Here is a 23740-nt window from a genome sequence, read left to right on the forward strand (position 1 = left end):
CCCCTACGTTGACCCTAACCCTTTGCCCGGCGTCGTGCTGTGGAAGAAAAGACAAAGGATTTCTTATTTCGCTGGGCAGGTGCACAAACCAAAATGGCGATCGCGTGCCTCAACTCGGATTCAGGGGCGGATTCGAGCAAAAGTGCCCCGGACAGGAGGGCGGCGTCGCTCGCCGCGGGGTCGGACGGCAGGAACGCCGACAACGGCGCCGAGGGGCCGTACCGCTCCCAGGCGGCCCGCAGCTGGCGTTCGGGCGAGCGCCCAACGGCGGAGGTCCTGACTTTGTTCAGGACCACTTGCGGCGCCGCCTGCGGGACGGCCGCCCGAAGCTCGGCGAGGCCGCGGACGAGCCTCGGCACCCCGATGGAGTCCGCCGCCCCGACGGCAAAGACCGTGTCGGCCAGCTCCAGGCTTCGCAGGGTCGCGGCGTTGCGGCGCGGCGCGCCACTGTCAAAGCCAAGCTCGTCATCGGCTTCGAGGCAGAAGCCGGTGTCCACCACAGTGACATCCGCAATCTCCCGGGCCCGCTCCAGCACCAGTGTGAGGGCCGCGGCGCGCAGTTCCGTCCAGCGGTCCGCCCGCGTAATCCCGGTGAGCACCCGCAGCGCGCCGGCCTTGGTCGGCACGGTCGTGGCGATCCTGAGCAGGGCATCGGCGTCAAGCAGGCCCTGGTCTGCCAGCCGGCAGGCCTGAGCCAGCCCGGCGGCCTCGTCAAGCAGACCCAGGAGGGCGGCCACGCTGGCACCGTAGCTGTCGGCGTCGACCAGCAGCACGGAATGGCCTTCCGCGGCCAGCTCCCCCGCGATGTTGGCGGCCACCAGGGTCCGGCCCGGCGCGCCGGCCGGACCCCAGACCGCAATGATCCGGCCCTTCGCGCCTGGGCTTGCGGTGACGGTGTGCGCCCCGGAAGACCGCGGCACCTGCCCTGCGGCGGCGACGAGCGCGGCGCCGTCCCCCGCGGCCGGTCCCGGGCCCTCTCCGGTGCCACTGAGCTGCGCCACCGCTGCGGAAATCCGGGCCGCCAGGGCCGCGGCGTCAACGGCCCGGGCTTCCGCTGCCACGCCAATGGTCCGCAGGCGGACAGTTTCCTCCGGATTGTCGGTCAAGGCGATGACGACGACGCCGACGGCGGACAGCCGGTCCACCAGCGAGGCCGTCAGCTCTTCGCTGCCGGCCGCTACGACGGCGGCGCGGGCCAACCCGCTCTGGCAGGCGGCCAGCAGTTCCGCCAGCTCGCTGCACCGCCGGACAACGGACACGGGCCCGTGCAGCCGCTCCAGTCCGCCGACCAGGTCATCGCGGGAGTCCCCCACAGTCACCACGGGAATGCTCATCGCGAGGTACCGCCCGGGTTCCACACGACCGCGATCTTTGCTTTGTTGGCCTGGGCCCCCAGCAACTTGGGCATCTGGGCGTCGGGAACGAGCACCATGACCACCGTGGAACGTGAGGAGCCCAGGGCCGTGCTGCCCGGGGTGATCTGGGCAATTTCGGCGCCGGAGAGGAGCAGGGAGGGCTCGCTGAAGCCGTTGCGGGTATCCGGCAACGCCACCCAGACATCCACGCGCGAGCCCGCCACGGCTTGGGCGGGAAGGGCCTCCTCGACGGTGACGGCCACGGGCTTGCGGTCCAGCCCGTCGAGCTGCCCGACACTCTCACGCGGCAGCAGTTGGTCCTTGCCGATCCGCTGCACGGCCACAAGTCCGGCATCCAGGCCGGCCTCCGGGGTCAGGTAGTGCTGTTCCACTTCGCCGAGCCGCACCTTGACCCGGTGCAGCTTGTCGGTTGTCAGCGTCTCGCCGACGGCGATCGGCTCCCGCGCCGCGTACGCTTCCGTGGTCTGGTCCGCGGCGCCGACCAGCGAGACCACGCCAACGACGGATGCCAGGACCAGCAGGATTCCGACGAGGAGCCGGGGGTCTTTCCAGGACGGCCTTTTCAAACGGGCCCCTTCGGCTGCCGCGCTTCCACTCATGCGTCCGCTCCCCCTGTCGTCGCCGTCCATTCCCGGATGCCGGGCACCCCTATTGTTGCGCCCGGGCCGCCCGGGTGGAAGATCCGGGGCCAAACAGGCGCAAACTGTGGATAACGGCGCCAGTAGGCCTCAACGGTGGCAAAATGGGTTCATGCCCCGATTCCTGACTCTCGCTGACGTTGCCGAGCAGCTCCAGATCAACTCTCCGGCCGCCTACGCGCTCGTTCGCAGCGGCGAGCTGAAGGCAATCCAGGTGGGCGGACGCGGCCAGTGGCGCGTCGAGGAGAAGATGCTCGAGCAGTACATCCAGGAGCGCTATGCCGAGGCCAGCCGCATGATCGAAGAGGCCAAGGCGAAGTCCGCCGGAAGTTGAACCTGGCGGGCTGACTAGCCGCCCACGGTACCTACGGACCTGATGCCAGCGAGGGCGCCGAAGGGGATGGCAATCACCTTCCGGGCGTTCGCCGGAGGCCGTTCCCCGCCGTCCCGTGTCACGGCCAGGTCCAGGAAGTCCCTGCCGACCGTGTCGATGATGCCGTGGAGCCCCGCATCTGCCCTCCCGTGACCGGCAAAGATCGTCACCCGTGCACGGTTCCTGGCGAGTCCCCGGAGGGCGCTGCCCAAACCGAGCCGCCGGCGGACGATTGACGGTTCGGAGACCGCCACCCGCGACAGGCCCCCATAGTGCGCGGCCGCGGCGTAGGGAATGAGCACTTGGTGTTGGGGCTCATCAAGGACCAGGGCCTCGCTGCCCGCGTGGCTCAGCACTCCCTCGAACACCCGCCCCAAGGACAAATGCACGCGGATACTGAGCCCGAGGGACCCGCGGAGCCGGTCCGCGAGCTGCACTCCCGCAGAGTCCACGAGTGCACGCTCGGCTATTTCAGCCTCTAATTCCAGCCGCTGGCGCGCGGCCAGCTGTGCCTCCATGTCCTCAAACAAGGCGTCCCACCGCATGGCGCCAGCGTAGGCGGCCCTCCCGCACTGGTCAATCCGAGGCCTCCACTATCCACAGACTCGGACTGCGTCTAGACAAACGGAGCACAACAGGATCAGACTCAATTAAACAGGCTTAAAAGTTATCAAATGGCATTAAACACCATCAAACGGTACACATTTCGACTGGAGGAACAGCCCATGGACCGGACAGCGACGCCGCAACCCGGGGACCGGCCCCTGCCCGTCCCCATGCCCAGACAAACAGTCCGGGCCGACGCCGCCATGGCCGCCGCCATCCTGTTGCTCGGGATCTTCCTCGCAGCTACGGGAAGTTTCCTGATTCAGCGCTGGCAGTCCGGCTCGGCACGCCGGCAGTCGCTGTCCTTCGAGGACCAGCTCGGGATCGTGGCAAATACGGCCGGGCTGATTGTCATCACCTGGTGGGTGATGTCGCTCGCTTTCGCCGTCGCGGCGGCACTGCTGGACCGCCTCGGCCGGACCCGCGCGGCGGCCGCCACGGGCCGGTTCAGCCCGGCGTTCATGCGGCGGCTGGTGCTCGCCGCCGTCGGACTGCAGCTGCTGACGGCGCCGCTGGCCAGCGCGGCCACTGCGCCTGGCGGGCCCGGACCGGAAAGACCCGGTCCGGCAGCGGTAGCGGTAGCGGCATCCTGGACTCCGTCACCCGGGGAGGCCTTGGCACCGGAGCCACACGGACCGGGAGCCGGTTCCGCGCTGGATCCGCGGTGGAAGCCGCTGAGCCCGATCGTGGATGCCGGACCGCTGGCTGCACGCCATGTGCGCACACAGGACTTCCCCGGCGCCCGCAGGGAGGTCACGGTCCGGTCCGGCGATTCGCTGTGGAGCATCGCCGCGGCCGCTCTGGGGCCGTTGGCTTCCGACGCCGACATCGCCAGAGAGTGGCCCCGGCTCTATGCGGGCAACCGCGACGCTATCGGAGCCGACCCGCACTTCCTGCGGCCCGGACAGGTCCTGGTCCTCCCGCCGCCGCGCTAGGGGCCGCCGCACCACAGGCCGGGGCCAGCGCCGGCCCCGGCCCTGGCCCCGGCCCCGGCCCACCGAAGACCACAGGACAAGCCGGTCGGAAGATTCGCCCGGTTCCAGCCACCCGCACCAGCCGCAAAGCCACCCGCACCAGCCATCAGCAAAGGAACCGTCATGAACGCAGTCACCGGGATCCGCTCAGCCGCGGCGACCCCCGTCCCGCATGCCCCCGCTCTCAGGGTTGTGTCCGGTACGGCTACACCACCGGCCAACCACGCCACTGCGGCCCCGCCGCCGCTGCGCGTTGTTGACGAGGCCCGCGAGATTTGTGCGATTTCCCGGAGCACCGTGCAGGCGGCGATCGAGGTGCTGGCCGGGACGCGGCCCGCACAGCAGCTCTCCCGGCGCCTGGACCCGCGCTGTCTGGCGGCCCTGCAGCACCGAGCCGCATTGACCCGCCGGGTTGCCTCCGGCAGCTCGCCGACGGCGGGCAGGCTGCACCGCAACCCGTCCGTCAGGTCCGTCCGGGCCTGCCGCGTGTCGGATGACGTCTACGAGGCCAGCGCCGTGGTGGTCGAGGAATCACGGGTTCGCGCGGTCGCGCTGCGGCTGGAGCGCGGCACGGCGGCCTGGCGCGTCACAGTGCTGGAGATCGGCTGAACGGCAGGGCCGGAGGAACAAAACAGGCAGAGAGTCCGCAGAAAACAGGCAGAAAGCCGGCAACAGACAGGCCGAGAACCGGCAGAAGCCAGTAGCCGGCCGAGGGCAGCAACGGGCAGGAGCCTGCGGAACCGGGCCCGGTCTGCAAGGGAATGCCCGGCATGTGAGGGAAAGGAGGCGCAAACACGGAAGGACCGGAGCAAATGCTCCGGTCCTCCCGTGTTTGCGTCGTGCCTAGCGCCGCTTCTTCTTCGCAGCGCGGCGGCCGATGTCCTGCGCCGCGGCCTTGGCCGGGTTTCCCGAACGTCCGGAGACCTTCGCCTCGATCCGGGTCTGGGCGGCACCGTCCTCGCCAGGGGCGGTGTACTGCAGCTGCGCGGGTTTCTCCGGGGCTTCGAGCCCGGCGGCATGGATCTGCGGCTCGTGGTGTTCGGTGTGCTGGCCCTCGGCGTCCGCCACCACAACGTCTTCGGCCGGCGTCACTTCGACGTCGAGGTTGAACAGGAAGCCGACGCTCTCTTCGCGGATGGCCTCCATCATGGCCTGGAACATGATGAAGCCCTCGCGCTGGTACTCCACCAGGGGGTCACGCTGGGCCATGGCGCGCAGCCCGATGCCCTCCTTGAGATAGTCCATCTCGTAGAGGTGTTCCTGCCACTTGCGCCCGATAACGGAAAGGACCACCCGGCGCTCCAGTTCGCGCATGCTCTCGGAGCCAATCGCCTGCTCCCTGGCCTGGTAGACCAGACGGGCATCGGAAAGGATCTCTTCCCGGAGGAACTCGGTCGTGATCCGGGACTTGCCGCCGGCCTCGTCAATGACGTCGCGCGGGGTGAAGCTCACGGGGTACAGGGTCTTGAGGTTGGACCACAGGAGGTTGAAGTCCCAGTCGTCGCCGGTGCCCTCGGCTGTGGCTTCGTCGATGAAAGCGTTGATGGTGTCTTCCAGGAAGTACTGGACCTTCTCGTGGAGGTCATCGCCTTCGAGGATGCGGCGCCGGTCGCCGTAGATTGCCTCGCGCTGGCGGTTCAGGACGTCGTCGTACTTCAGCACGTTCTTGCGCTGTTCGGCGTTGCGGCCTTCCACCTGGCCCTGGGCCGAGGCGATGGCGCGCGAGACGAGCTTGGATTCGAGTGCGACGTCGTCGGGCACCGAGCTGTTCATGAGCCGTTCGGCTGCGCCGGAGTTGAACAGGCGCATCAGATCATCGGTCAGCGAGAGGTAGAACCGGGACTCGCCGGGGTCGCCCTGGCGTCCGGAACGGCCGCGGAGCTGGTTGTCGATGCGGCGGGACTCGTGCCGTTCGGTGCCGAGCACGTAGAGTCCGCCCAGGTTCAGGACTTCCTCGTGTTCGTCCTTGACGGACTGCTTGGCGGATTCGAACACCTCGGGCCACGCGGCCTCGTATTCCTCGGAGTTCTCCTCCGGGTCCAGGCCGCGCTTGGCCATTTCGGCGACGGCGGTGAATTCCGCGTTGCCGCCGAGCATGATGTCGGTACCGCGGCCGGCCATGTTGGTCGCGACTGTGACGGCGGCCTTGCGGCCGGCCTGGGCCACGATGGACGCTTCACGGGCATGGTTCTTGGCGTTCAGGACCTCGTGCCGGACGCCTTCCTTGGCCAGCAGCCGGGAGAGGTATTCGCTCTTCTCAACGCTGGTGGTGCCGACGAGGACAGGCTGGCCGTTTTCGTGGCGTTCGGCGATGTCCTTGACGACTGCGTCGAATTTGACGGTCTCGTTCTTGTAGACGAGGTCGGCCTGGTCGATCCGTGTCATGTCGCGGTTGGTCGGGATGGCAACGACGCCGAGCTTGTAGGTGCTCATGAACTCGGCGGCCTCGGTCTCGGCCGTGCCGGTCATGCCCGCGAGCTTGTCGTACATGCGGAAGTAGTTCTGCAGCGTGACGGTGGCGAGCGTCTGGTTCTCGGCCTTGATCTCGACGCCTTCCTTGGCTTCGATGGCCTGGTGCATGCCTTCGTTGTAGCGGCGGCCGGCGAGAATGCGGCCGGTGTGCTCATCGACGATCAGCACCTCGCCGTCGAGGATGACGTAGTCCTTGTCGCGCTTGAACAGCTCCTTGGCCTTGATGGCGTTGTTCAGGAAGCCGATCAGGGGCGTGTTGGCGGACTCGTAGAGGTTGTGGATGCCGAGGTAGTCCTCGACCTTTTCAATGCCGGCCTCGAGGACACCGACGGTGCGCTTCTTCTCATCGACCTCGTAGTCGGTCTCGGCCTGCAGGCGTGTGACCACCTTGGCGAATTCGCTGTACCAGCGGTTGGTGTCCCCCTGGGCCGGACCGGAGATGATGAGCGGGGTGCGTGCCTCGTCGATGAGGATCGAGTCCACTTCGTCGACGATGGCGAAATGGTGGCCGCGCTGGACCAGTTCCGAGCTGTCCCACGCCATGTTGTCGCGCAGGTAGTCGAAGCCGAATTCGTTGTTCGTTCCGTACGTGATGTCCGCGGCGTACTGTTCGCGGCGCAGCGCAGGGTCCTGGTTGGAGAGGATGCAGCCGCTGGTGAGGCCGAGGAAGCGGTAGACGCGGCCCATGAGGTCGGACTGGTATTCGGCGAGGTAGTCGTTCACGGTGACGACGTGGACGCCCTTGCCGGTGAGGGCGTTGAGGTAGGCCGGAGCGGTGGCCACCAGGGTCTTGCCTTCACCGGTCTTCATTTCCGCGATGTTGCCCAGGTGCAGGGCGGCGCCGCCCATGAGCTGGACATCGAAGTGGCGCATGCCGAGGGTACGGGACGAGGCCTCGCGTACGGCCGCGAACGCTTCGGGCAGCAGATCGTCGAGCTTCTCGCCGGCCTGGTGGCGTTCGCGCAGCCGGTCAGTTTCTTCACGGAGCTCGGCGTCCGTGAAGGTCTGGAAGGAGCTCTCCAGGGCATTGATGGAATCGGCATAGTTCCGCAGTTGCCGCAGGGTTTTTTTGTCACCCGTGCGGAGAAGTTTTTCGATAAGTGATGCCACGTGAAGTTGCTCCCAGTCTCAAGCTGCCGAATTCTGGCGTGTTTAGTCTACGGGAGAGACGCAAGGCCGGTGGCGCCTGTTCCCTCACAGCGGATAGTGCGGTTTACCGGGCAGCCACGGCTTCGGCGAGCGCCGGCGCAAGGTTCCCCATTGGCGAGACAACTACGTCGTCCAGTCCCAGCCACTCTGCCATGAGCTGCAGTTCCGCGGCGAGTTCGACGGCGGTGTCCTCCGGCGCGCCGGGTTCGGCGTGGGCGGCCCTGGCCAGGAGCCGCCCGCCGGCCCGGTCCGCTTTGAGGTCGACCCGTGCGACGATCGCGTCGCGGAGCAGGAACGGCAGGACGTAGTAGCCGTACTTCCGCTTCGGCTCGGGCGTGTAGATCTCGATCCGGTAGTGGAATCCGAAGAGCTCCTCGAGCCGCCGGCGTTCGAACACGAGGGAGTCGAAGGGGCTCAGGAGCGCCCGGCCGGTGGCCGAGCGCGGCAGTTTCGCCTCCACGTGGCGGTACAGGGGCCGGTCCCAGCCGGATACCGTGACCGGCTGCAGCCGGCCGCTGTCCACGAGGTTCCGGACGGCGACGGCGGCGTCCTTCTGCGGTGTCCGGAAGTAGTCGGCGAAGCATCGCACCGTCCCGATACCGTGGGCCTGGGCCGTGGCGTCGATCAGCCGGTCCATGGCCGCGGCCGCATCCGGTTCGGGTGCCACCGCTTCCTTGCCCGGTCCGGGGAGCACCCGGGCGGTGAGGGTGTAGCGCCGTTCGAAGGAGTCGGTCCGCGAGGATGCGGAGACAAGGCCCTCTTCGAAGAGATGTTCCAGCACCCTTTTGACGGCGTTCCAGTTCCAGCCCCAGTTGTCCCGCTGCTGGTCTTCCACGTGGCCTAGCCGGGCTGTCAGTTCGGCGGCGGTCAGCGGCTTCCCGCCGGCCAGGGTTTCCAGGACCTTGGCCGCCACCCCGTTGCGCAGTTCGGGGTCCATCGCGTGCGCGCCCACCCATTTGCGGCTCTGCCACTGCACGAGATCGTGGAAATGGTCCGGGCGGATGAAGCAGGCTTCGTGGGCCCAGTACTCCATCATCCGGCGCGGGTGGATCCCCGCCATGCGCGCCAGGATGGTGCGGTCGTAGTTGCCGAGCCGCGAGAAGAAGGGCAGGAAGTGGCTGCGGGACACCACATTGACGGAGTCGATCTGAACCAGGTGCAGCCGGGCAAAGGTACGGCCCACCGCCCGTGCACTCACGGGTCCGGCGGGCCGTTCCTTCTCCAGTCCCTGGGCTGCCAACGCGATCCGCCGTGCCTGTGCCAGGCTCAGCGATGCTTGCACGTTAGTCCCTTCGTCGGAAAAGTCTGCACCAGCTTATGCGCTGGCGGGCTCATCCTCTGAACGGTAGGCCAGGATTTTGTCTTCCAGACTCGAATGTCCGGGCTCGCACGTCTGGTCCAGGGAGATGACCCCGTAGGTCCAGCCGTCACGGCGGTAGACGACCGACGGCGCCTTGGTCTCCTTGTCCACGAAAAGATAGAAGTCGTGACCAACAAGTTCCATGTTGTCGACGGCGTCATCGAGGGTGAGCTGGGACGCGGCGAACACCTTCCGGCGGATCAGTACAGGCGAGTCGCCGGCCGGAATATCGTTCTCGACCTCATACGGCGACTTCTCTGCCGCCGTCGCCTGGGTCTCCTGCTGCTGCGCCGCCTCCACATAGAGGGGTTCGCTGGGGCTGGCCGGCTCCAGGGCTGCCGTCGCCTCGGTGACGGACTTCGGGGTATGCCGGCCGTGGTGGACCTTTCTGCGGTCCCTGGCCCTGCGCAGGCGTTCAAGAAGCTTGTTGTAAGCGAGATCGAACGCAGCGAACTTGTCGGCGGCACTCGCTTCTGCGCGGATTACTGGGCCGCGTCCCAGGACTGTCAGCTCAACCGTGAGCGATTCGGCGGTCTGGCGGGCTTTGGTCTCTTTGGTGACCTTCGCGTCTACCCTCTGGACCTTGTCTCCCAACGACGCGATCTTTGAGATCTTGTCGTCGGCATATTCGCGGAACCGGTCTGAGACCGTCAAGTTGCGTCCGCTGATCATGAACTCCATGGTGCCCTCCAAATGACTTCGGTGACACGACGGCGGTACTTCCCGGGGGCCGATCTGACTGACAGTCGAGCCCCTTTCCGAGCCGCTATCGACAGGTACATCTGTTCTTGGTACCCATCTTCGACGTTAGTTCATAGACACCTGTTATTCATCCTTTTACGGTTTATTTTTTTAGCTCCCACCGATCATCCGCGCCGCCGCGGGGATGGCGGCGCCGACATCGGCGGCGGCCGGCGGGCGTGTCGCGGCCAGCACGACGGCGCCGCTGACAATGGCCCCCGCGGCCCGGAGCGCACGGGCCGCCTCCGCCAGGGTGGCGCCGGTGGTCAGCACGTCATCGACGATGATGCAGACACGTCCTTCGACTCGCGCAGGCCACGGACCGGACCTGGCCCGCATGGATCCGCGCACGCGCCGGGCGCGCTCACCCCGGCCCAATCCCTTCTGTCCGCCGGACAGGGAGCCGGCCCCTGTGGGGCCGTCCCGCAACCGGCCCCACAGGGGCAAAGCCGGCGGTTTCGTGTTCCGCGCGGGCGGCACGGATTTCCGCAGCGCGTCCGCGACGGTGAACCCTGGGATTTCGTCCCCGCGGACGAGCCGGCGGAGCAGGATATGGACGGGGCTGAAGCCCCGCCTGCGGTAAGCGGCGGCGCTCGTGGGCACGGGGACGAGGACGAGTCCCTGCCCGGGCCCGGACGCGGCGTGGAGGGCGCGCGCCAGTCCCCGGGCCAGCTCGGCGCCCAGCCGGGCCTGCCCGTGGCTTTTGAAGGACAGCAGGCACTGCGCCAGCTCGGCCCGGTATGCCCCGGCCGCCACCACGGGCAGCAGCACGGAGCCGTCCATGTCCATCAGGGCCGGAGCCTGGGCCTCTGCCCGGAACGGCCGGAGCGTCAGCAGGCGCAGGTTACGGGAGCACGCGCCGCAGAGTGCCGAGTCCTCCGCCCCGCAGCAGACGCAGTCCACTGGAATGGCCAGGGCGAGCACCTCAGCCGCCGCTTCGGCTGTCCGGTCGCCCAGCCTCGCCAGCGGCCACGCGTAGCTCCCGCGGTGTCGCGCCGCCCTGGCCGCGGCCGGGGCAAGGTCAGGGTCCGCTGCCGGGACCCGGGTGGTGTGGCTGCCCATCCTCCGATCCTGGACCGGGTGCGCCCCCGGTAGTAGCCCGGCGGGCCGCTATGTGGACAACACCCCCGCCGGAACCTTCGCGGAACCTTCACCGGATCCGGGTGACGGCGGCACCGCCGTCGTCGTCGCCGTCGTCCGAGGGGGCCTCGGTCAGCCGGGGAACGAAGGGACGCCGGTCAGCCGTCGTCCGAGGGGACGCCGGTCAGCCGGGGAACGAGGGGTCGATGGGGCCCTTGAGCTGCGGTGACCAGCCGTTGCCCAGCCGCTGGAAGATCCCTTCCGCGGACTGGCCGTAGATCTCGGCCGGTCCGTTGCCCGCGCTGAGGGCGGTCAGCCCGGGCCACGGCGCCAGCTGCTGCGGCTGTGCCGATGTCAGCGACAACAGCTCGGGGGTGACGGCATCGCTGGCGGATGCCTTCATGACCGCGACGGTGGTGTCATCCACCCAGACCCCTTGGTCCGGGTCCCGGGGGGTCAGGAGCGTCAGGGGCACGGTCAGGTCCCTCGGGGTGCCGTCCGCGTTCCGGATGATCCCGGTGATCTGGACCTTGCTCTTGCCGTTCTGCTGCGAAATGACGAGGGCCCGCGTGCCGTCCCGGGAAATCCGGAACTCCTTCACCGTCCGGCCCGCGAGCCATCCGGGCGACAGGGTCACAGTGGGTACGCTGGCGTTCTCCGCCGCACCGACCGGCCGGTAGGCCACCACCTCGGTGGCGCCGCCGGCACCCGGCCCGGCAGTCCAGACCCAGTCATAGCGGCCGAACGAAGGCCGGGACAGCGCGGCCCGCGTGGTCAGCGCCCTGGCGGGCTGGCCCGGAACGATCGAGTACAGCGTGGTGCGGGCGGCGTTGAGGAACGCGGCCGCCTGCGACTCGGTGGACTCCGCAGGCGCCCGGGGTGAGAGGGCTGCGACGGACCGGACGTCCGGGAGCGGTGAAATCCTGTTGTTTTCGTACCGGACCAGGTCATTGTTGCTGACGGCGATCTGGTAAGCGGGGACGCTTTCGTCCTGGACCGGAGGCAGGACCGTGCCGTTGTCCTCGACGCGCACCAGGTCCTGGTTGGCCCGGAGCTCAACGTTGATCACATCCGGTTGGCTGCGGAACGTCAGGGCAAGCTGCGTCTGCATCCGCAGCCGGTCCTCGTTGGAGGCCTCGACCAGGTCCTTGGCGGTGAGATCCACCTGCGCGGCGCCGGACACCACGGGCACTGATTCGCGGGCCAGCTTGATGCCTGAAGGGAACGCGCTGACGACGGCGCCCTTGAGGTAGGGGGCGGGTCCGCCCAGGAGCGCGCTCGTCATGGCTTTGACGGTCTTCTTGCGGATGAACCACCGGACGTCGGGCACTGCGTAGGTGAACGTGGGGTCGTAGAAGTAGATCGGGAACGCGCCGTAAATGACCTTGAAGGTTTCTTCCGGAATGGCCGTGCCGTCAGGAAGATCGGAGATTCGCCATTCGCCGTCCACCTGGGTCACGGTGACGGGTATGTTTTCGGTGGTGCCCTCGGGAAGCTGCGTGGCCACGCCGTCGGCGTCCACCGAATAGGCGAGGTCGAGCTGGTAGTTGAAGACATTTTCGACGCCGGTGGCCACCACCGTGGCCTTGCGGAACACGAGCGCCCGCTGGTCCGGCTTCCACGTCACCGACGAACCCTGGGTGAGGTACTGCCGGGCCACGGCGTAGTCGTCCTCGTAGCCGCTGCCGGCGAGGTAGAAGTCTTCGATCACCGCTTCGGGTCCGGCGCCGGGACGCGGCGCGGCCGGAAAGAAGACCGGGGCGTTCGGGTTTCCCGCACTCTCGTCCGTGCTCTTGCCCACCGGCCCCGAGCGCGGAATCTGGGCGCACGAGGTCAACAGAAGCAGGATGAGCGCCAGCAGCGCAGCCCCCACGCGGGTAAACCTGCCCGAAACCCCACTCATGCCCTGCCCTCCGTCCCGGTCCCCCGGGGGCCGGCCGGGCCGCCGTCCGGGATGGCCCCGCCGGCGGCACCGCTGCCGCCGTCGTCAGAAAAGTCGTCATCGAAGCCGTCTGCGAATCCGTCCGAGGATCCCTCAACACCGGTCCCGCCCGCGGTCCGGAGCGGGTCCAGCAACACCACGGTGCGCTGGCGGCCTGCCTCGGGGAGCCCGACGTTGACCGGTTCGAGCTGGAGCGGGGACCTGGTGATCGGCTCGTCGCGGCGCAGGGGAAGGGTCAGGCGGAAGTTCGACCCTTCTCCCTTGCTCCCCCAGGCCTGCAGCCAGCCGTCGTGGAGCTTGGTGTCCTCGGCGGCAATGGACAGTCCCAGCCCGCTGCCGCCCGTGGTGCGGGCCCGGGCCGGATCGGCGCGCCAGAAGCGGTCGAAGACGCGCGCCGCCTCAGCCGGGGTCATGCCGATTCCGTGATCCCGTACGGCCACAGCCACGGCGGTGCCGCTGGCGGCCACGGAAACGTTGACCGGCCGGCCCTCGCCGTGTTCGAGGGCGTTCAGGATCAGGTTGCGCAGGATCCGGTCGATCCTGCGGTCGTCCATGTCGACAATGACGCTGCCGGCCGGAGCGTTGAGGGTGACGGCGGACCCGTATTCGGCGGCGACGGGCGCCACCCCCTCGATGACATGCGCGACAAGCTGGACGATGTCGGTGGGCTCGGCGTCCAGGGTAGCGGCGCCGGCGTCAAAGCGGGAGATTTCCAGCAGGTCCGCCAGGAGCGACTGGAAGCGTTCCACCTGGTTGTAGAGCAGCTCCGCGGAGCGCTTGTTGATGGGGTCGAAGTCCTCGCGGGCGTCATAAAGGACTTCGGCGGCCATGCGCACCGTGGTGAGCGGGGTGCGGAGCTCGTGGGAGACATCGGAGACGAACCGCTGCTGCATCTGGGACAGCGTGGCCAGCTGGGTGATTTGTTCCTGGAGGCTGGCGGCCATGTGGTTGAACGAGGCGCCCAGGCGGGCAACCTCGTCCTCGCCTTTGACCACCATGCGCTCCTGCAGCTGGCCGGCGGCGAGCTTCTCGGAGACGACGGCGGCATGGCTGACCGGGCTGACCACGTTGCGGGTCACATACCAGGCGACGCCGCCGATCATGAGCACCAGCAGCGCGCCGCCGGCCAGCAGGACATTCTGGATCTCGTCGAGGGTCTTCTGCGCCGTGTTGAGGTCATAGATGAGGTAGAGCTCGTAGACGGTGCCGTTGAAGGTCACCTTGTTGCCGACGGCGATGCCGGGCCGGTCTTCGGTCCCTACCGGGAACTGGGTGGACGCCCAGTACTGGTCCTTGCCCGAGTCCTGCACAGCCTTGCGCAGGTCCGGGGGGATGACGCCGATGGTGAGTTGGTCCGAGGCCCGGGATTCAACCCAACGGTTGCGCGGCTTGGTCTGCTCCGGCATGGCCTCGAAGACGTAGCGCCGCTGGATCACGGATCCGCGGCCTTCGACCGCGTTCAGGGTGTCATAGACCAGGGTGATGACGCTGGACTGGTCGGTGACCTGGGCGCCGTCGAACGTGTCCTGGACCTGCTTGACGTTGTAGCGCGTCTCCGATTCGGCCTGGGCGAGCCGTTCCTGGAACAGGTTGTTGGCGATCTGGTTGGACAGGTAGGCGCCCACCACCGCGAACGAGCCCATGGCCAGCATCAGCGTGGTCAGGACCGTCCGGAACTGCAGCGAACGCCGCCACTTCCGCTGTACCGCCCGGAGCAGGTACAGGATGCCGGGCCACAGGCGCTGCATCCCGGTGCGGACCAGCCGCGCGACCCGGACGCCAACGATCCTCGCGCGTTTGGCCCACAAACGGGTCCGGAAGGCCAGACGCCGCCACGGGCCTGGCCCGCCGCGGGGCGTTTCGGGCGCGCGGGGCATGGACGTCTCCGGCGATGAGGCCGCAGATGACTCAGCCGGCGCCGCGGACGACTCGGCCGGCGGCGCGGATAACTCGGCCGACGGCGGCGCGGATAACTCGGCCGACGGCGGCGCGGCTGACTCAGCCGGCGACGCCGTATCCGTTGCTATGGACTGCCGGACACTGCGGTCCGCAGGCTCAGGAACCTGCTTTATAGCCGACACCACGGACCGTCAATACAACTTCGGGGGCTTCCGGGTCGCGTTCGATCTTGGACCTCAACCGCTGGACATGGACATTGACCAGCCGGGTGTCGGCGGCGTGCCGGTAGCCCCAGACCTGCTCCAGGAGCAGTTCGCGCGTGAACACCTGCCACGGCTTGCGGGCCAGGGCGACGAGGAGGTCGAATTCCAGCGGCGTCAAGGAGATCCGGTCGTTGCCGCGGCTGACCAGGTGGCCGGCCACGTCGATCGTGACATCGGCGATCCGCAGGGTTTCCGGTGCCTTCTGGTCACCCGGGCGGAGCCTGGCCCGGACCCGGGCGACGAGCTCGGCGGGTTTGAACGGCTTGGGCACATAGTCATCGGCACCGGACTCGAGGCCGCGGACCACATCCGAGGTATCCGCCTTGGCCGTGAGCATCACGATCGGGACGTCGGACTCGGCTCGGACCTGGCGGCAGACTTCAATGCCGTCCATCCCCGGCAGCATGAGGTCGAGCAGGACGAGGTCCGGCTTGGAGGAGCGGAACACGTCCAGCGCCTGTGCGCCGTCCGCGCAGAAGACGGGTTCGAAGCCGTCATTGCGCAGCACAATACCGATCATCTCGGCCAGAGCCTCGTCATCATCCACTACCAGAATGCGTGCCTTCATAGTTATATATTCCCCCATTGAATTGGCTTTGTCGTATCGGGCGGCCCGCCGGCATGGTGCAACCGGGCCTGCCACCGCCGCCGGAACCCCGCCGGAACCGGCCCGGAACCGCGCCGATGCACGGGACGCTGTGACAATTGCCGCGTTGTCCTGCATGCTGTGGACAGGCCCAGTGAACCGGCCCGGACCGCAGGAGGAACCCGTGAACACCCCGATCTACCAGCGCGCCCTGGGCAGCGACTTTGCCCGACTGCAGCCGGAGCTTCAAGAATACTTTGCTTTGGCACCGGGATCCGGCCACTACGGCGTCGGCGAGGGGGTGTTCGACGTCGTCGGCTGCCGGCAGGCCTGGCTGCGTCCCCTGCTGCGGCTCACCACCGGCGAGCAGGCCTTCTTCCCCGAGTACGGCGAGGGCGTCCGCTTCCGGATCGAGAACCACGCCCACCTGGACCCGTTCGGCAGGTCCAGCCTGACGGCCCGCAGGGAAATCTTCTTCCCGGGCACCACCCGGCTGTTCCAGGACACCACCAGCTTTGATGACGGCGGGCTCGGGCCCGGGCTCGTGGACTACGTGGGCCGGTACCGGCGGCTCGTCACCGACCTCAATCTCAGCGTCACGCCGGAGGGCCGGCTGCGCGGCGTGTCCGAGGCGTCGCGGCTGTTCGTGGGACCGCTCCGGATTCCGCTGCCGGCGGCCCTCGACGCCAAGGCCTACGCCGAGCAGTGGTGGGAGCCGCAGGACGGCGGCAGGCACCGGATCCAGGTCAAGGTGATCCAGCCCCAGCTCGGGCTGGTGCTGGTCTACGCCGGCCATTTCGACTACCGGCTCGAGCCCTACCCCGGCGGTATTGCGGCGCCGGGCTACCTGCCAGGGCACGCCCGACCGGACGCCTGGGAAAGCAGGGTCTGACCAGGGCCAGCAGGGCACAGCGGAGGCACCGCGGGCACGGTTGCGCCCCGGGCCGCCGGCGGCCGAAGGTGCCGCGCTAGCCGAGGGCAAGCTGGTTGAGCCCGTCCGCCACCTGGGTCAGCCGGGTCAGGACCGCCGCCGCAGTGGCGGGTGAGTGCCGCGCCAGGCCCTCCGACGGCGTGACCCGGAGCGCACCCAGCGTGGACGCCGGCAGACCCAGCTGCCGCCATGGGCGCCATACGTTTTCCACGACGTCGCGGACCCGTGGCAGTGACGCGGCAGGATCAGCCACGTCCAGCGCGCCGGCCCAGAGCCGCTTGCCGGCCTCCACCGCGCCCGCGAGTTGTTCCCACTGGCGCGAGGTCAGGGCCCGAAGCGGCACAGCGATTCCATCCGCGCCTGCCGCCAGGATCCGCTCGAACGGCGCCTCTACCTCGGAGACGGCCACAACGGTTTCGACGGCGCCCGCGGCCCGGAGCGCGTCGATCACCAATTGCCAGGACTCGGTCACTTCCCGGCCCGGCACCGAACGCAGGGTCCGGTAACCGCTGGCGGTGGGAATGGTGCCGGCCAGCACCGACGCAATTTCAGGTTCGTCGATCTGGACGACGATCCGGGCACCGGGGGCAGCCGCCGCCACCCGCTTGAGGTAGCCTTCCACGCCCGCTGCGAGCGAGTCCGCGATGTCCCGGCGGGCACCGTAGTCGATCAGGGCCCGCTCGCCGTTGTGCAGGTGCAGCCCGGCGGCAAGGCTGAGCGGCCCGCGCAGCTGGATCTTGATATCGTCCGACGGCACTTCCTCGACGCCGATCACGTCCGCCATGATGTTGATGTCGGTGGACAGGGCCGACTTGGCCCGCTGCAGGTCCTTGCCGGGCCGGTCCACGAACCGCCATCCATGCGGCTGGACGTCGACGGCGAGTTCCACGAGCAAAGAGGCGGTCCGGCCCAGGGCATCGGAGCCGACGCCGCGATCGGGAAGCTCGGGGAGGAACGGCAGGTGCGGGCTGCCCAGTTCACCGCGGATGATGCGGGCGGCCTCGGCCGGGTCCTCGCCCGGCCAGGGGCCAAGGGCGGTCGCGGTCACTTGGCCCGATGCGGGCGCGTCTGGTGCTGCCATGGCTAGGCGTCTGCGGCGCGGGCGGCGTCCGCGGAGCCGGAGGCCTGGGCGGCCTGGTGGTCCTCGGCGATGGCCTCGTGGTGGCGGATGACCTCGCCGATGATGAAGTTCAGGAATTTCTCCGCGAAGGCCGGGTCCAGGTGGGCTTCGGCGGCGAGGTGCCGCAGCCGGGCGATCTGCGCCGTTTCACGGCCCGGGTCCCCGGCGGGAAGTTGGTGCGCGGCCTTGAGGAAGCCGACCTTCTGGGTGGCTTTGAAGCGTTCGGCGAGGAGGAAGACGAGGGTGGCATCGATGTTGTCGATGCTGGAGCGGATCGACAGCAGCTCCGCCATGACCGCGGGATCCACGGAACCGGCCAGGGAGCTTGCCGCCGGGTCGTAGGAGTCGGTTTCGGGAAGAGTGGGGTTCTGCTCGGTCATTGACCCAGTCTAGGGGTTCGGCGGCCAATGCCTCCCGCTGTTAAGTACCGTTGCAGGCGCCCGCGGAGACACCAAGGGGGCATGCCCACCGTTCGTGGCGAACGGTGGGCATGCCCCTTGGCTGTGGCCCTGCCGGAGCCCTGGCCGGCGCAGGATCGGGCCGCGCCGGATCGGGCAGGTGCCCGGTTCCGGCAGTTAGCTGTGGAGCACGGCCTTGAACGCCTCGCGGCGCCTGGCCTGTTCGTCGGGGTCCGGAACAGGCAGGGAGGCGATGAGTTTCTTCGTGTAGTCGTGCTGCGGGTTGCCCATCACCTGGTTGCCGAGGCCCTGCTCCACCATCTTGCCCTTGTAGAGCACGCCGACCCAGTGGGCGAGCATGTCCACCACGGCGAGGTCGTGGCTGATGAACAGGCACGCGAAGCCGAACTCCTGCTGGATCTCCTTGAACAGCTCCAGCACGACGGCCTGCACGGACACGTCCAGGGCCGAGGTCGGCTCGTCGGCGATGAGCAGCTTCGGGTTCAGGATGAGCGCCCGCGCCAGGGAGGCGCGCTGGCGCTGCCCGCCGGAGAGTTCGTGCGGGAACCGGTCAGCGTACGACGCCGGCAGCTGCACGGACTCGAGCAGCTCCCCGACCTTCTTGCGTGCCTCGGCCGCGGTCGGGTTGGAGTGGATGATCAGCGGTTCCGCCACGCAATCGCCGATGGTCAGCTGCGGGTTGAACGAGGCCGCCGGGTCTTGGAAAACGAAGCCGATCTCCTTGCGGAGCGGCTTGAAGGTGCGCTCCTTGAAGTTCAGCATCTCGTAGCCCAGCACATTCAGGCTGCCGCCCGTGGTGCGGTTCAGGCCGGCGATCGCCCGGCCGATGGTGGTTTTGCCGGAGCCGGACTCCCCCACGAGGCCGAAGACTTCGCCTTCGGACACGGTGAAGCTGACGCCGTCGACGGCCTTGAACGCCGGGCTGCCGAGCCGCCCCGGGTACTCGATGGTCAGGTTCTTTGCCTCAACCAGCACTTTGCCGCCCTGGTGGGCGCGTTCCACCATGCCTTCCGAGGCGGAGTTGCGGCCCAGGTGCGGGACGGCGGCGAGGAGCTTCTTGGTGTAGTCCTCCCTGGGCTCGGCGAACAGCACCCGTGAGGATGCCTCCTCCACGACGTCGCCCTGGTACATGACCACGACGCGGTCGGCGAGGTCGGCGACGACGCCCATGTTGTGCGTAATCAGCACGATGGAGGTCCCGTAGTTGTCGCGCAGGTCCCGCAGCAGTTCAAGGATCTCGGCCTGCACGGTGACATCCAGGGCGGTCGTGGGCTCGTCGGCCACGATGAGGCCAGGGTTCAGGGCCAGCGCGGCGGCAATCACGACGCGCTGTTTCTGGCCGCCCGAGAACTGGTGCGGATAGTAGTTGACCCGAGTTTCCGGGTCCGGGATGCCAACTTTGCGGAGGGCGTCAATTGCCCGCGCCTTGGCCTCCTTGGCCGAGACCTTGCTGCGGCCGCCACTGCCGGCGTGTGCGCGGATGCCCTCGGCAATCTGCCACCCCACGGTGAAGACCGGGTTGAGGGCGGTGGATGGCTCCTGGAACACCATGGCCACGTCGCGGCCCCGGATCTCCCGCAGCTTGGCTTCGCTGACGCTGATGACGTTGTTGCCGTTGATCAGGACGGCGCCCTGGCTGATGGCCGTCTCCGGCAGCAATCCCAGGATGGTCTTGGCCGTCACGGTCTTGCCGGATCCCGACTCGCCAACAATGGCGACCACTTCGCCGGGGTTGACCTGGAGGCTCACGTCCTTGACGGCATACACATCCCCGGCGTCGGTGGCGAAGGTGACTTTGAGCCGGTCGATGTCAAGGACCGGGCCTGCGCCTGCGCCGGGCTTGTCGATGTTGGTGGTCATAGAACTCTCGATTCTGCTTCGAGTGCAGCCTGGGTGCCGGCGGTGGAGTCGGGTCCGCCCTTGCCTGCCACAGCCTTCTTGCGGCCCCGCAGGCGGGGATCGTTGAGGTCGTTGATGCTCTCACCGACGAGGGTCAGCCCAAGCACGGTCAGGACGATCGCCGTACCGGGGTAGACACCGGTCCACCAGATGCCCGAGGAGGCATCTGCAATGGCCTTGTTCAGGTCATAGCCCCACTCGGCGGCGGAGGTCGGTTCGATGCCGAACCCCAGGAAGCCGAGGCCCGCCAGGGTCAGGATGGCCTCGGACGCGTTCAGCGTAAAAATCAGCGGCAGCGTGCGGGTTGCGTTCTTGAAGATGTGCCGGCCCATGATGCGGATGCTGGAGGCACCCACCACCTTGGCCGACTCGACGTACGGCTCCGCCTTTAGCCGGATGGTCTCGGCCCGGATGACGCGGAAGTACTGCGGGACGAACACCACCGAGATGGAGATGGAGCAGGCAACAATGCCTCCCCAGAAACTGGACTGCCCGTGGCTGATGACGATTGACATCACGATGGCCAGGAGCAGTGACGGGAAAGCGTAGATCGCATCGGCGATCACCACGAACACCCGGTCCAGCCAGCCGCCGAAGTAGCCGCTGACGAGGCCGAGGGCTACGCCGAGGAAGATCGACATCGCGACGGCCACGATGATCACCACGGCGGCCGTCTGGGCACCCCAGAGCACCCGGGAATAGACGTCATAGCCACCCACCGTGGTGCCCCAGATGTGGGCCGGGCTGGGGGGCTGCTGTGTCGGGAAGGGACCGGCGGCGTCGCTGAGCTGGGCAAACCCGTAGGGCGCGATCCACGGCGCAAACACGGCGACGAGCAGGAAGACGGCGGCCAGCACCATGCCCGTGACGAGCATGCCGCGTTGCAGCCCGACGCTCGAGCGGAAATGCGAGATCACCGGCAGCCGGTAGATGAGGGGCTGCTTGCGCCCGCTTACTTTGGTTGCATTCATGGCTAGTACCTCACTCGCGGGTCGATCAGGGCTGCGACGACGTCCACGATGAAGTTCGTGACGGCAACGATGACCGCCAGCATCACGACGATTCCCTGGACGGCGACGAAGTCGCGGGCGTTCAGGTATTGCACCAGCTGGTAGCCGAGGCCCTTCCACTCGAAGGTGGACTCCGTGAGGACGGCGCCGCCGAGCAGGAGGGCAATCTGGAGCCCCATGACAGTGATGATCGGGATGAGGGCAGGCTTGTAGGCATGCTTGGTCACGAGCCGGTAATTACTGACGCCACGGGACCTGCCGGCCTCGACGTAATCCTTGCCGAGCGTGCCGATGACGTTGGTGCGGACCAGCCGCAGGAAGACCCCTGCCGTCAAGAGCCCCAGGGTGAGTGCGGGGAGGACTGAATGGGCCGCGACATCGCCGAACGCGGCCATGTTGCCGCTGCGCAAGGCATCCAGCCAGTAGATCCCGGTCGGTGCGGCCAGGCTTCCCATGGCCAGCTCGGTCCTGGTGGAGGCCCGTCCTGCGACGGGCAGCCAGCCCAGCCAGACGGAGAAGGCCAGCTTCATCAGCAGGCCGGCGAAGAACACCGGGGTCGCGTAGCAGAGGATGGCGAAGAACCGCAGAAATGCGTCCGGGGCCTTGTCGCGCCGGTAGGCGGCGATCAGGCCGAGCGGGATGCCGACCAACAGCGCCACGATGAGGGCATTGATGGCCAGTTCCAGGGTTGCCGTGCCAAACGTGATGATCATTTCGACCACAGGGCGGCGGTCGGTGATGGTGGTGCCGAAGTTGCCGGTCGCCACCTGGCCAACGTATTCGAGGTACTGCACGAGGATCGGGCGGTCGTAGCCGGCGTCGTGGATGCGCTGCGCGAGCGCCTCCGGCGGAAGCCTGCCGCCCTGGGCTGCGGTGATGGGGTCGCCGATGACCCGCATCAGGAAGAAGACCAAAGTCACCAGAATGAAAATGGTCGGAATGATCAGGAAGAACCGGATCAGGATGTAGGTCCCCAAGCCCCCACCCGAGGATTTTTTCTTGGACGGAAGAAGTCCGTCGGCGTCGTTTAGCGGCGCCTCAGTCAATGTTGTCATTGGTACCTAAGATTGTGCTGTCGCGGCCTTGGGCGGGCCGGCGTGAACTGCAGGATGCGGCAATGACCAGCAAAGGCGGGGCGCCTCGAGGGGCGCCCCGCCTCGCAGGCTGGTCAGGACAGCAGGGCTGCAGCCTTACTTGGAAAGAGTTCCCAAACGGAACTTGAAGGAGGCATCGAGGGTGGAATCGACACCCTTGACACCGCTGCCGGAAATGGCAACCTGCGCGCCCTGGAGCAACGGAAGCGTGGAGATGTCCTTGGCGAGGGCATTCTGCGCATCCTTGATCGTGGACTCGCGTTCAGTCTTATCGACGGTGGTGAGCTGCTTGCTGATCAGGTCGTTGACGGTGGGGTTGTTGTAGTGGTTCTTCAGGAAGCCGCCCTCCGGGAAGAACGGGGTCAGGTAGTTGTCGGCGTCACTGAAGTCGGGGAACCAGCCAAACTGGAACAGCGGGTATTCGTCGGCGCGGCTGGCCTTGCTGTAGGTGACCCATTCCGTGGACTGCAGGTTGACCTTGAACAAACCGGACTTCTCCAGCTGGTCCTTGATCATGGCGTACTCATCGCCGGAGGACTTGCCGTAGTGGTCCGGGTTGTACTGAAGGTTCATCGAGACGGGGGTCGTCACACCGGCGTCGGCGAGGACCTTCTTGGCCTTGTCCAGGCTCGGCTTGCCGGCGTCGCCGTAGGCGTCCTTGAACGATTCGTTGGCGCCCAGGAAGCCGTTGGGAACGTTGGAGTACAGCGGCAGGTAGGTGCCCTTGTAGACCTGGTCCGCGATGGACTGGCGGTCAACGAGGTTCGCGATGGCCTGGCGGACGGCGAGCGCCTTGGCCGGATCGGCGTCGGCAGCCTTGGCACCGAACGGCATCGTGTCGAAGTTGAACGTGATGTAGCGGATTTCGCCGCCGGGGCCAACGTTGACCTTGACCTTGGAGTCCTTCTTGAGGTCATCGACGTCGGTGGCGCTCAGGCTGCGGTTCGCGACGTCGATGTTCCCCTGCTGGATGTCCAGCTTCATGTTGGTGGGGTCGGCGTAGTACTTGATCGTGGCGGCGTCGTTGGCCGGCTTGCCGAGGACCCCCTGGTAGTCCGGGAATGCCTTGAAGCTGACCAGCTCGTTCTTCTTGTACGTGTCGATCACGTACTGGCCGTAGAACGCCTTGGCCTTGACGATCGAGTCGTCGTCAAGCAGTTTGTCGGCCGGGAAGACTTCATCGTCTACGATCGGCGCGGCGGGGCTGCTGAGGATCTGGGCGAAGGTCTGGTCGTTCGCCTGCTTCAGCTTGAAGACCACGGTGTTGGCATCTGGGGCGGTGATGCTTTCGATGTTGGTCAGCAGGCTTGCGGGACCGGCAGGATCGTTGATCTTGGTCTGCCGGTCGAAGGAGAACTTGACGTCCTTGGAGTCGAGCGTGTGGCCGTTGGCCCACTTGAGGCCCGGCTTGAGCTTGACCGTGTACTCGTTCGGCGAGGTGAAGGACGCGGACTCGGCCAGATCCGGCACGGGATCTGCGCTGCCGGGCTTCGAGTTGAGGAGGAAGGAGTAGATCTGGTTCATCACCATGAACGAACCGTTGTCATACGCGCCCGCCGGATCCAAGGCAGTGACCTTGTCCGTGGTGCCGTAGGCGATCGGACCGCTAGCTGCGGCTGATGACCCGCCAGCGCCCCCGGTCGGCCCTGTGCAGGCCGTCAGTGCAAAGGCGGAAACCCCGGCCAGCGCGATGACGCTGTGCCAGGCCTTTTTGTTCATTGCCATCTGTGAACTTTCTGTTCGATGCGTTCTAGCGCAGCCCGAAGTGAAACGACTGACTCGTCGGGCGGCACGCTTTGCTGATTCCT

The 23740-nt window shown here is 67.5% G+C and carries 20 protein-coding genes; 4 read left to right on the top strand and 16 right to left on the bottom strand.

All coding sequences use genetic code 11. The features are described 5' to 3' along the window. Positions 1-14 precede the first annotated feature (14 nt). Both AC1DKN_RS11560 and AC1DKN_RS11565 read right to left on the bottom strand, forming a co-directional pair. Positions 15-1334, bottom strand: a complete 1320-nt coding sequence (locus AC1DKN_RS11560; protein ID WP_476856728.1) for a CpaE/TadZ family protein — start codon at positions 1332-1334, stop codon at positions 15-17. Then, entirely contained in the window at positions 1331-1975 is a 645-nt protein-coding gene (locus AC1DKN_RS11565; protein WP_476856690.1) for a CpaB family protein, read from the bottom strand. The genes AC1DKN_RS11560 and AC1DKN_RS11565 overlap by 4 nt, the downstream gene beginning before the upstream one ends. A 151-nt stretch (positions 1976-2126) precedes the next feature. Between AC1DKN_RS11565 and AC1DKN_RS11570 the strand changes: the two genes are divergently transcribed. After that, on the top strand, positions 2127-2348 hold the full coding sequence (locus tag AC1DKN_RS11570; protein ID WP_018775212.1) for a helix-turn-helix domain-containing protein: 222 nt from the start codon (positions 2127-2129) through the stop codon (positions 2346-2348). 14 nt (positions 2349-2362) lie between these two features. Here AC1DKN_RS11570 and AC1DKN_RS11575 read toward each other — a convergent pair whose 3' ends face one another. Next, positions 2363-2932 carry a hypothetical protein gene (locus AC1DKN_RS11575; protein WP_476871325.1) on the bottom strand — a complete coding sequence of 190 codons (570 nt, stop codon included), beginning with the start codon at positions 2930-2932 and terminating at the stop codon, positions 2363-2365. A 129-nt stretch (positions 2933-3061) separates the two neighbouring features. On the opposite strand from AC1DKN_RS11575, the gene AC1DKN_RS11580 reads away from it, so the two are divergent. Both AC1DKN_RS11580 and AC1DKN_RS11585 read left to right on the top strand, forming a co-directional pair. Beyond that, entirely contained in the window at positions 3062-3928 is an 867-nt protein-coding gene (locus AC1DKN_RS11580) for a LysM peptidoglycan-binding domain-containing protein (protein WP_476871326.1), read from the top strand. A gap of 162 nt (positions 3929-4090) precedes the next feature. Further along, complete coding sequence (locus AC1DKN_RS11585; protein ID WP_230008799.1) at positions 4091-4576, top strand: Rv3235 family protein; 486 nt, start codon at positions 4091-4093, stop codon at positions 4574-4576. Positions 4577-4810: 234 nt separating this feature from the next. Here AC1DKN_RS11585 and secA read toward each other — a convergent pair whose 3' ends face one another. The 7 genes from secA to mtrA form a co-directional block, all read right to left on the bottom strand. Next, on the bottom strand, positions 4811-7549 hold the full coding sequence (gene secA, locus AC1DKN_RS11590; protein ID WP_028276005.1) for a preprotein translocase subunit SecA: 2739 nt from the start codon (positions 7547-7549) through the stop codon (positions 4811-4813). 103 nt (positions 7550-7652) lie between these two features. Next, complete coding sequence (locus AC1DKN_RS11595; protein WP_476871327.1) at positions 7653-8870, bottom strand: winged helix-turn-helix domain-containing protein; 1218 nt, start codon at positions 8868-8870, stop codon at positions 7653-7655. Positions 8871-8903: 33 nt separating this feature from the next. Further along, on the bottom strand, positions 8904-9629 hold the full coding sequence (gene hpf, locus AC1DKN_RS11600) for a ribosome hibernation-promoting factor, HPF/YfiA family (RefSeq protein ID WP_028276003.1): 726 nt from the start codon (positions 9627-9629) through the stop codon (positions 8904-8906). Positions 9630-9800: 171 nt separating this feature from the next. Next, positions 9801-10751, bottom strand: a complete 951-nt coding sequence (locus tag AC1DKN_RS11605) for a ComF family protein (RefSeq protein WP_476871328.1) — start codon at positions 10749-10751, stop codon at positions 9801-9803. A 202-nt stretch (positions 10752-10953) separates the two neighbouring features. Then, complete coding sequence (locus AC1DKN_RS11610) at positions 10954-12672, bottom strand: LpqB family beta-propeller domain-containing protein (RefSeq protein ID WP_476848783.1); 1719 nt, start codon at positions 12670-12672, stop codon at positions 10954-10956. Continuing rightward, the gene (gene mtrB, locus AC1DKN_RS11615; RefSeq protein WP_476848782.1) at positions 12669-14588 is read right to left on the bottom strand and encodes an MtrAB system histidine kinase MtrB; all 1920 of its coding nucleotides are present in this window, start codon (positions 14586-14588) and stop codon (positions 12669-12671) included. The genes AC1DKN_RS11610 and mtrB overlap by 4 nt, the downstream gene beginning before the upstream one ends. A 178-nt stretch (positions 14589-14766) precedes the next feature. After that, entirely contained in the window at positions 14767-15441 is a 675-nt protein-coding gene (mtrA, locus tag AC1DKN_RS11620; RefSeq protein ID WP_026538469.1) for an MtrAB system response regulator MtrA, read from the bottom strand. A gap of 202 nt (positions 15442-15643) precedes the next feature. Here mtrA and AC1DKN_RS11625 point away from each other — a divergent pair, with 202 nt between their 5' ends. Further along, a complete protein-coding gene (locus AC1DKN_RS11625; protein WP_476848781.1) occupies positions 15644-16351 on the top strand; it encodes a DUF4166 domain-containing protein in 708 nt (235 codons plus the stop codon). 76 nt (positions 16352-16427) lie between these two features. Here the strand turns inward: AC1DKN_RS11625 and AC1DKN_RS11630 are convergent, their stop codons facing one another. From AC1DKN_RS11630 to AC1DKN_RS11655, 6 genes are all read right to left on the bottom strand, one after another. Next, a complete protein-coding gene (locus tag AC1DKN_RS11630) occupies positions 16428-17471 on the bottom strand; it encodes a uroporphyrinogen decarboxylase/cobalamine-independent methonine synthase family protein (RefSeq protein WP_476871329.1) in 1044 nt (347 codons plus the stop codon). Positions 17472-17473: 2 nt separating this feature from the next. Next, complete coding sequence (locus AC1DKN_RS11635; protein WP_230011813.1) at positions 17474-17890, bottom strand: chorismate mutase; 417 nt, start codon at positions 17888-17890, stop codon at positions 17474-17476. 195 nt (positions 17891-18085) lie between these two features. Further along, entirely contained in the window at positions 18086-19789 is a 1704-nt protein-coding gene (locus AC1DKN_RS11640; RefSeq protein WP_028275997.1) for an ABC transporter ATP-binding protein, read from the bottom strand. After that, positions 19786-20799 carry an ABC transporter permease gene (locus AC1DKN_RS11645; protein ID WP_476848779.1) on the bottom strand — a complete coding sequence of 338 codons (1014 nt, stop codon included), beginning with the start codon at positions 20797-20799 and terminating at the stop codon, positions 19786-19788. Before AC1DKN_RS11645 ends, AC1DKN_RS11640 begins: the two co-directional genes overlap by 4 nt. A gap of 2 nt (positions 20800-20801) precedes the next feature. After that, entirely contained in the window at positions 20802-21893 is a 1092-nt protein-coding gene (locus AC1DKN_RS11650; RefSeq protein WP_028275995.1) for an ABC transporter permease, read from the bottom strand. Positions 21894-22028: 135 nt separating this feature from the next. Further along, positions 22029-23657: an ABC transporter substrate-binding protein gene (locus tag AC1DKN_RS11655; protein ID WP_476856679.1), complete on the bottom strand. Its 1629-nt coding sequence runs from the start codon at positions 23655-23657 to the stop codon at positions 22029-22031. Between the last annotated feature and the right edge of the window lie 83 nt (positions 23658-23740).

The organism is Arthrobacter sp. 01N444, assembly GCF_056399305.1.

What these genes read in the sequence shown, in the direction of transcription:
- AC1DKN_RS11560 (WP_476856728.1), bottom strand. Translation starts at nt 1,334, where the DNA reads ATGAGCATTCCCGTGGTGACTGTGGGGGACTCCCGCGATGACCTGGTC.
- AC1DKN_RS11565 (WP_476856690.1), bottom strand. Translation starts at nt 1,975, where the DNA reads ATGAGTGGAAGCGCGGCAGCCGAAGGGGCCCGTTTGAAAAGGCCGTCC.
- AC1DKN_RS11570 (WP_018775212.1), top strand. Translation starts at nt 2,127, where the DNA reads ATGCCCCGATTCCTGACTCTCGCTGACGTTGCCGAGCAGCTCCAGATC.
- AC1DKN_RS11575 (WP_476871325.1), bottom strand. Translation starts at nt 2,932, where the DNA reads ATGCGGTGGGACGCCTTGTTTGAGGACATGGAGGCACAGCTGGCCGCG.
- AC1DKN_RS11580 (WP_476871326.1), top strand. Translation starts at nt 3,062, where the DNA reads ATGGCATTAAACACCATCAAACGGTACACATTTCGACTGGAGGAACAG.
- AC1DKN_RS11585 (WP_230008799.1), top strand. Translation starts at nt 4,091, where the DNA reads ATGAACGCAGTCACCGGGATCCGCTCAGCCGCGGCGACCCCCGTCCCG.
- hpf (WP_028276003.1), bottom strand. Translation starts at nt 9,629, where the DNA reads ATGGAGTTCATGATCAGCGGACGCAACTTGACGGTCTCAGACCGGTTC.
- AC1DKN_RS11605 (WP_476871328.1), bottom strand. Translation starts at nt 10,751, where the DNA reads ATGGGCAGCCACACCACCCGGGTCCCGGCAGCGGACCCTGACCTTGCC.
- AC1DKN_RS11610 (WP_476848783.1), bottom strand. Translation starts at nt 12,672, where the DNA reads ATGAGTGGGGTTTCGGGCAGGTTTACCCGCGTGGGGGCTGCGCTGCTG.
- mtrB (WP_476848782.1), bottom strand. Translation starts at nt 14,588, where the DNA reads ATGCCCCGCGCGCCCGAAACGCCCCGCGGCGGGCCAGGCCCGTGGCGG.
- mtrA (WP_026538469.1), bottom strand. Translation starts at nt 15,441, where the DNA reads ATGAAGGCACGCATTCTGGTAGTGGATGATGACGAGGCTCTGGCCGAG.
- AC1DKN_RS11630 (WP_476871329.1), bottom strand. Translation starts at nt 17,471, where the DNA reads ATGGCAGCACCAGACGCGCCCGCATCGGGCCAAGTGACCGCGACCGCC.
- AC1DKN_RS11635 (WP_230011813.1), bottom strand. Translation starts at nt 17,890, where the DNA reads ATGACCGAGCAGAACCCCACTCTTCCCGAAACCGACTCCTACGACCCG.
- AC1DKN_RS11640 (WP_028275997.1), bottom strand. Translation starts at nt 19,789, where the DNA reads ATGACCACCAACATCGACAAGCCCGGCGCAGGCGCAGGCCCGGTCCTT.
- AC1DKN_RS11645 (WP_476848779.1), bottom strand. Translation starts at nt 20,799, where the DNA reads ATGAATGCAACCAAAGTAAGCGGGCGCAAGCAGCCCCTCATCTACCGG.
- AC1DKN_RS11650 (WP_028275995.1), bottom strand. Translation starts at nt 21,893, where the DNA reads ATGACAACATTGACTGAGGCGCCGCTAAACGACGCCGACGGACTTCTT.
- AC1DKN_RS11655 (WP_476856679.1), bottom strand. Translation starts at nt 23,657, where the DNA reads ATGGCAATGAACAAAAAGGCCTGGCACAGCGTCATCGCGCTGGCCGGG.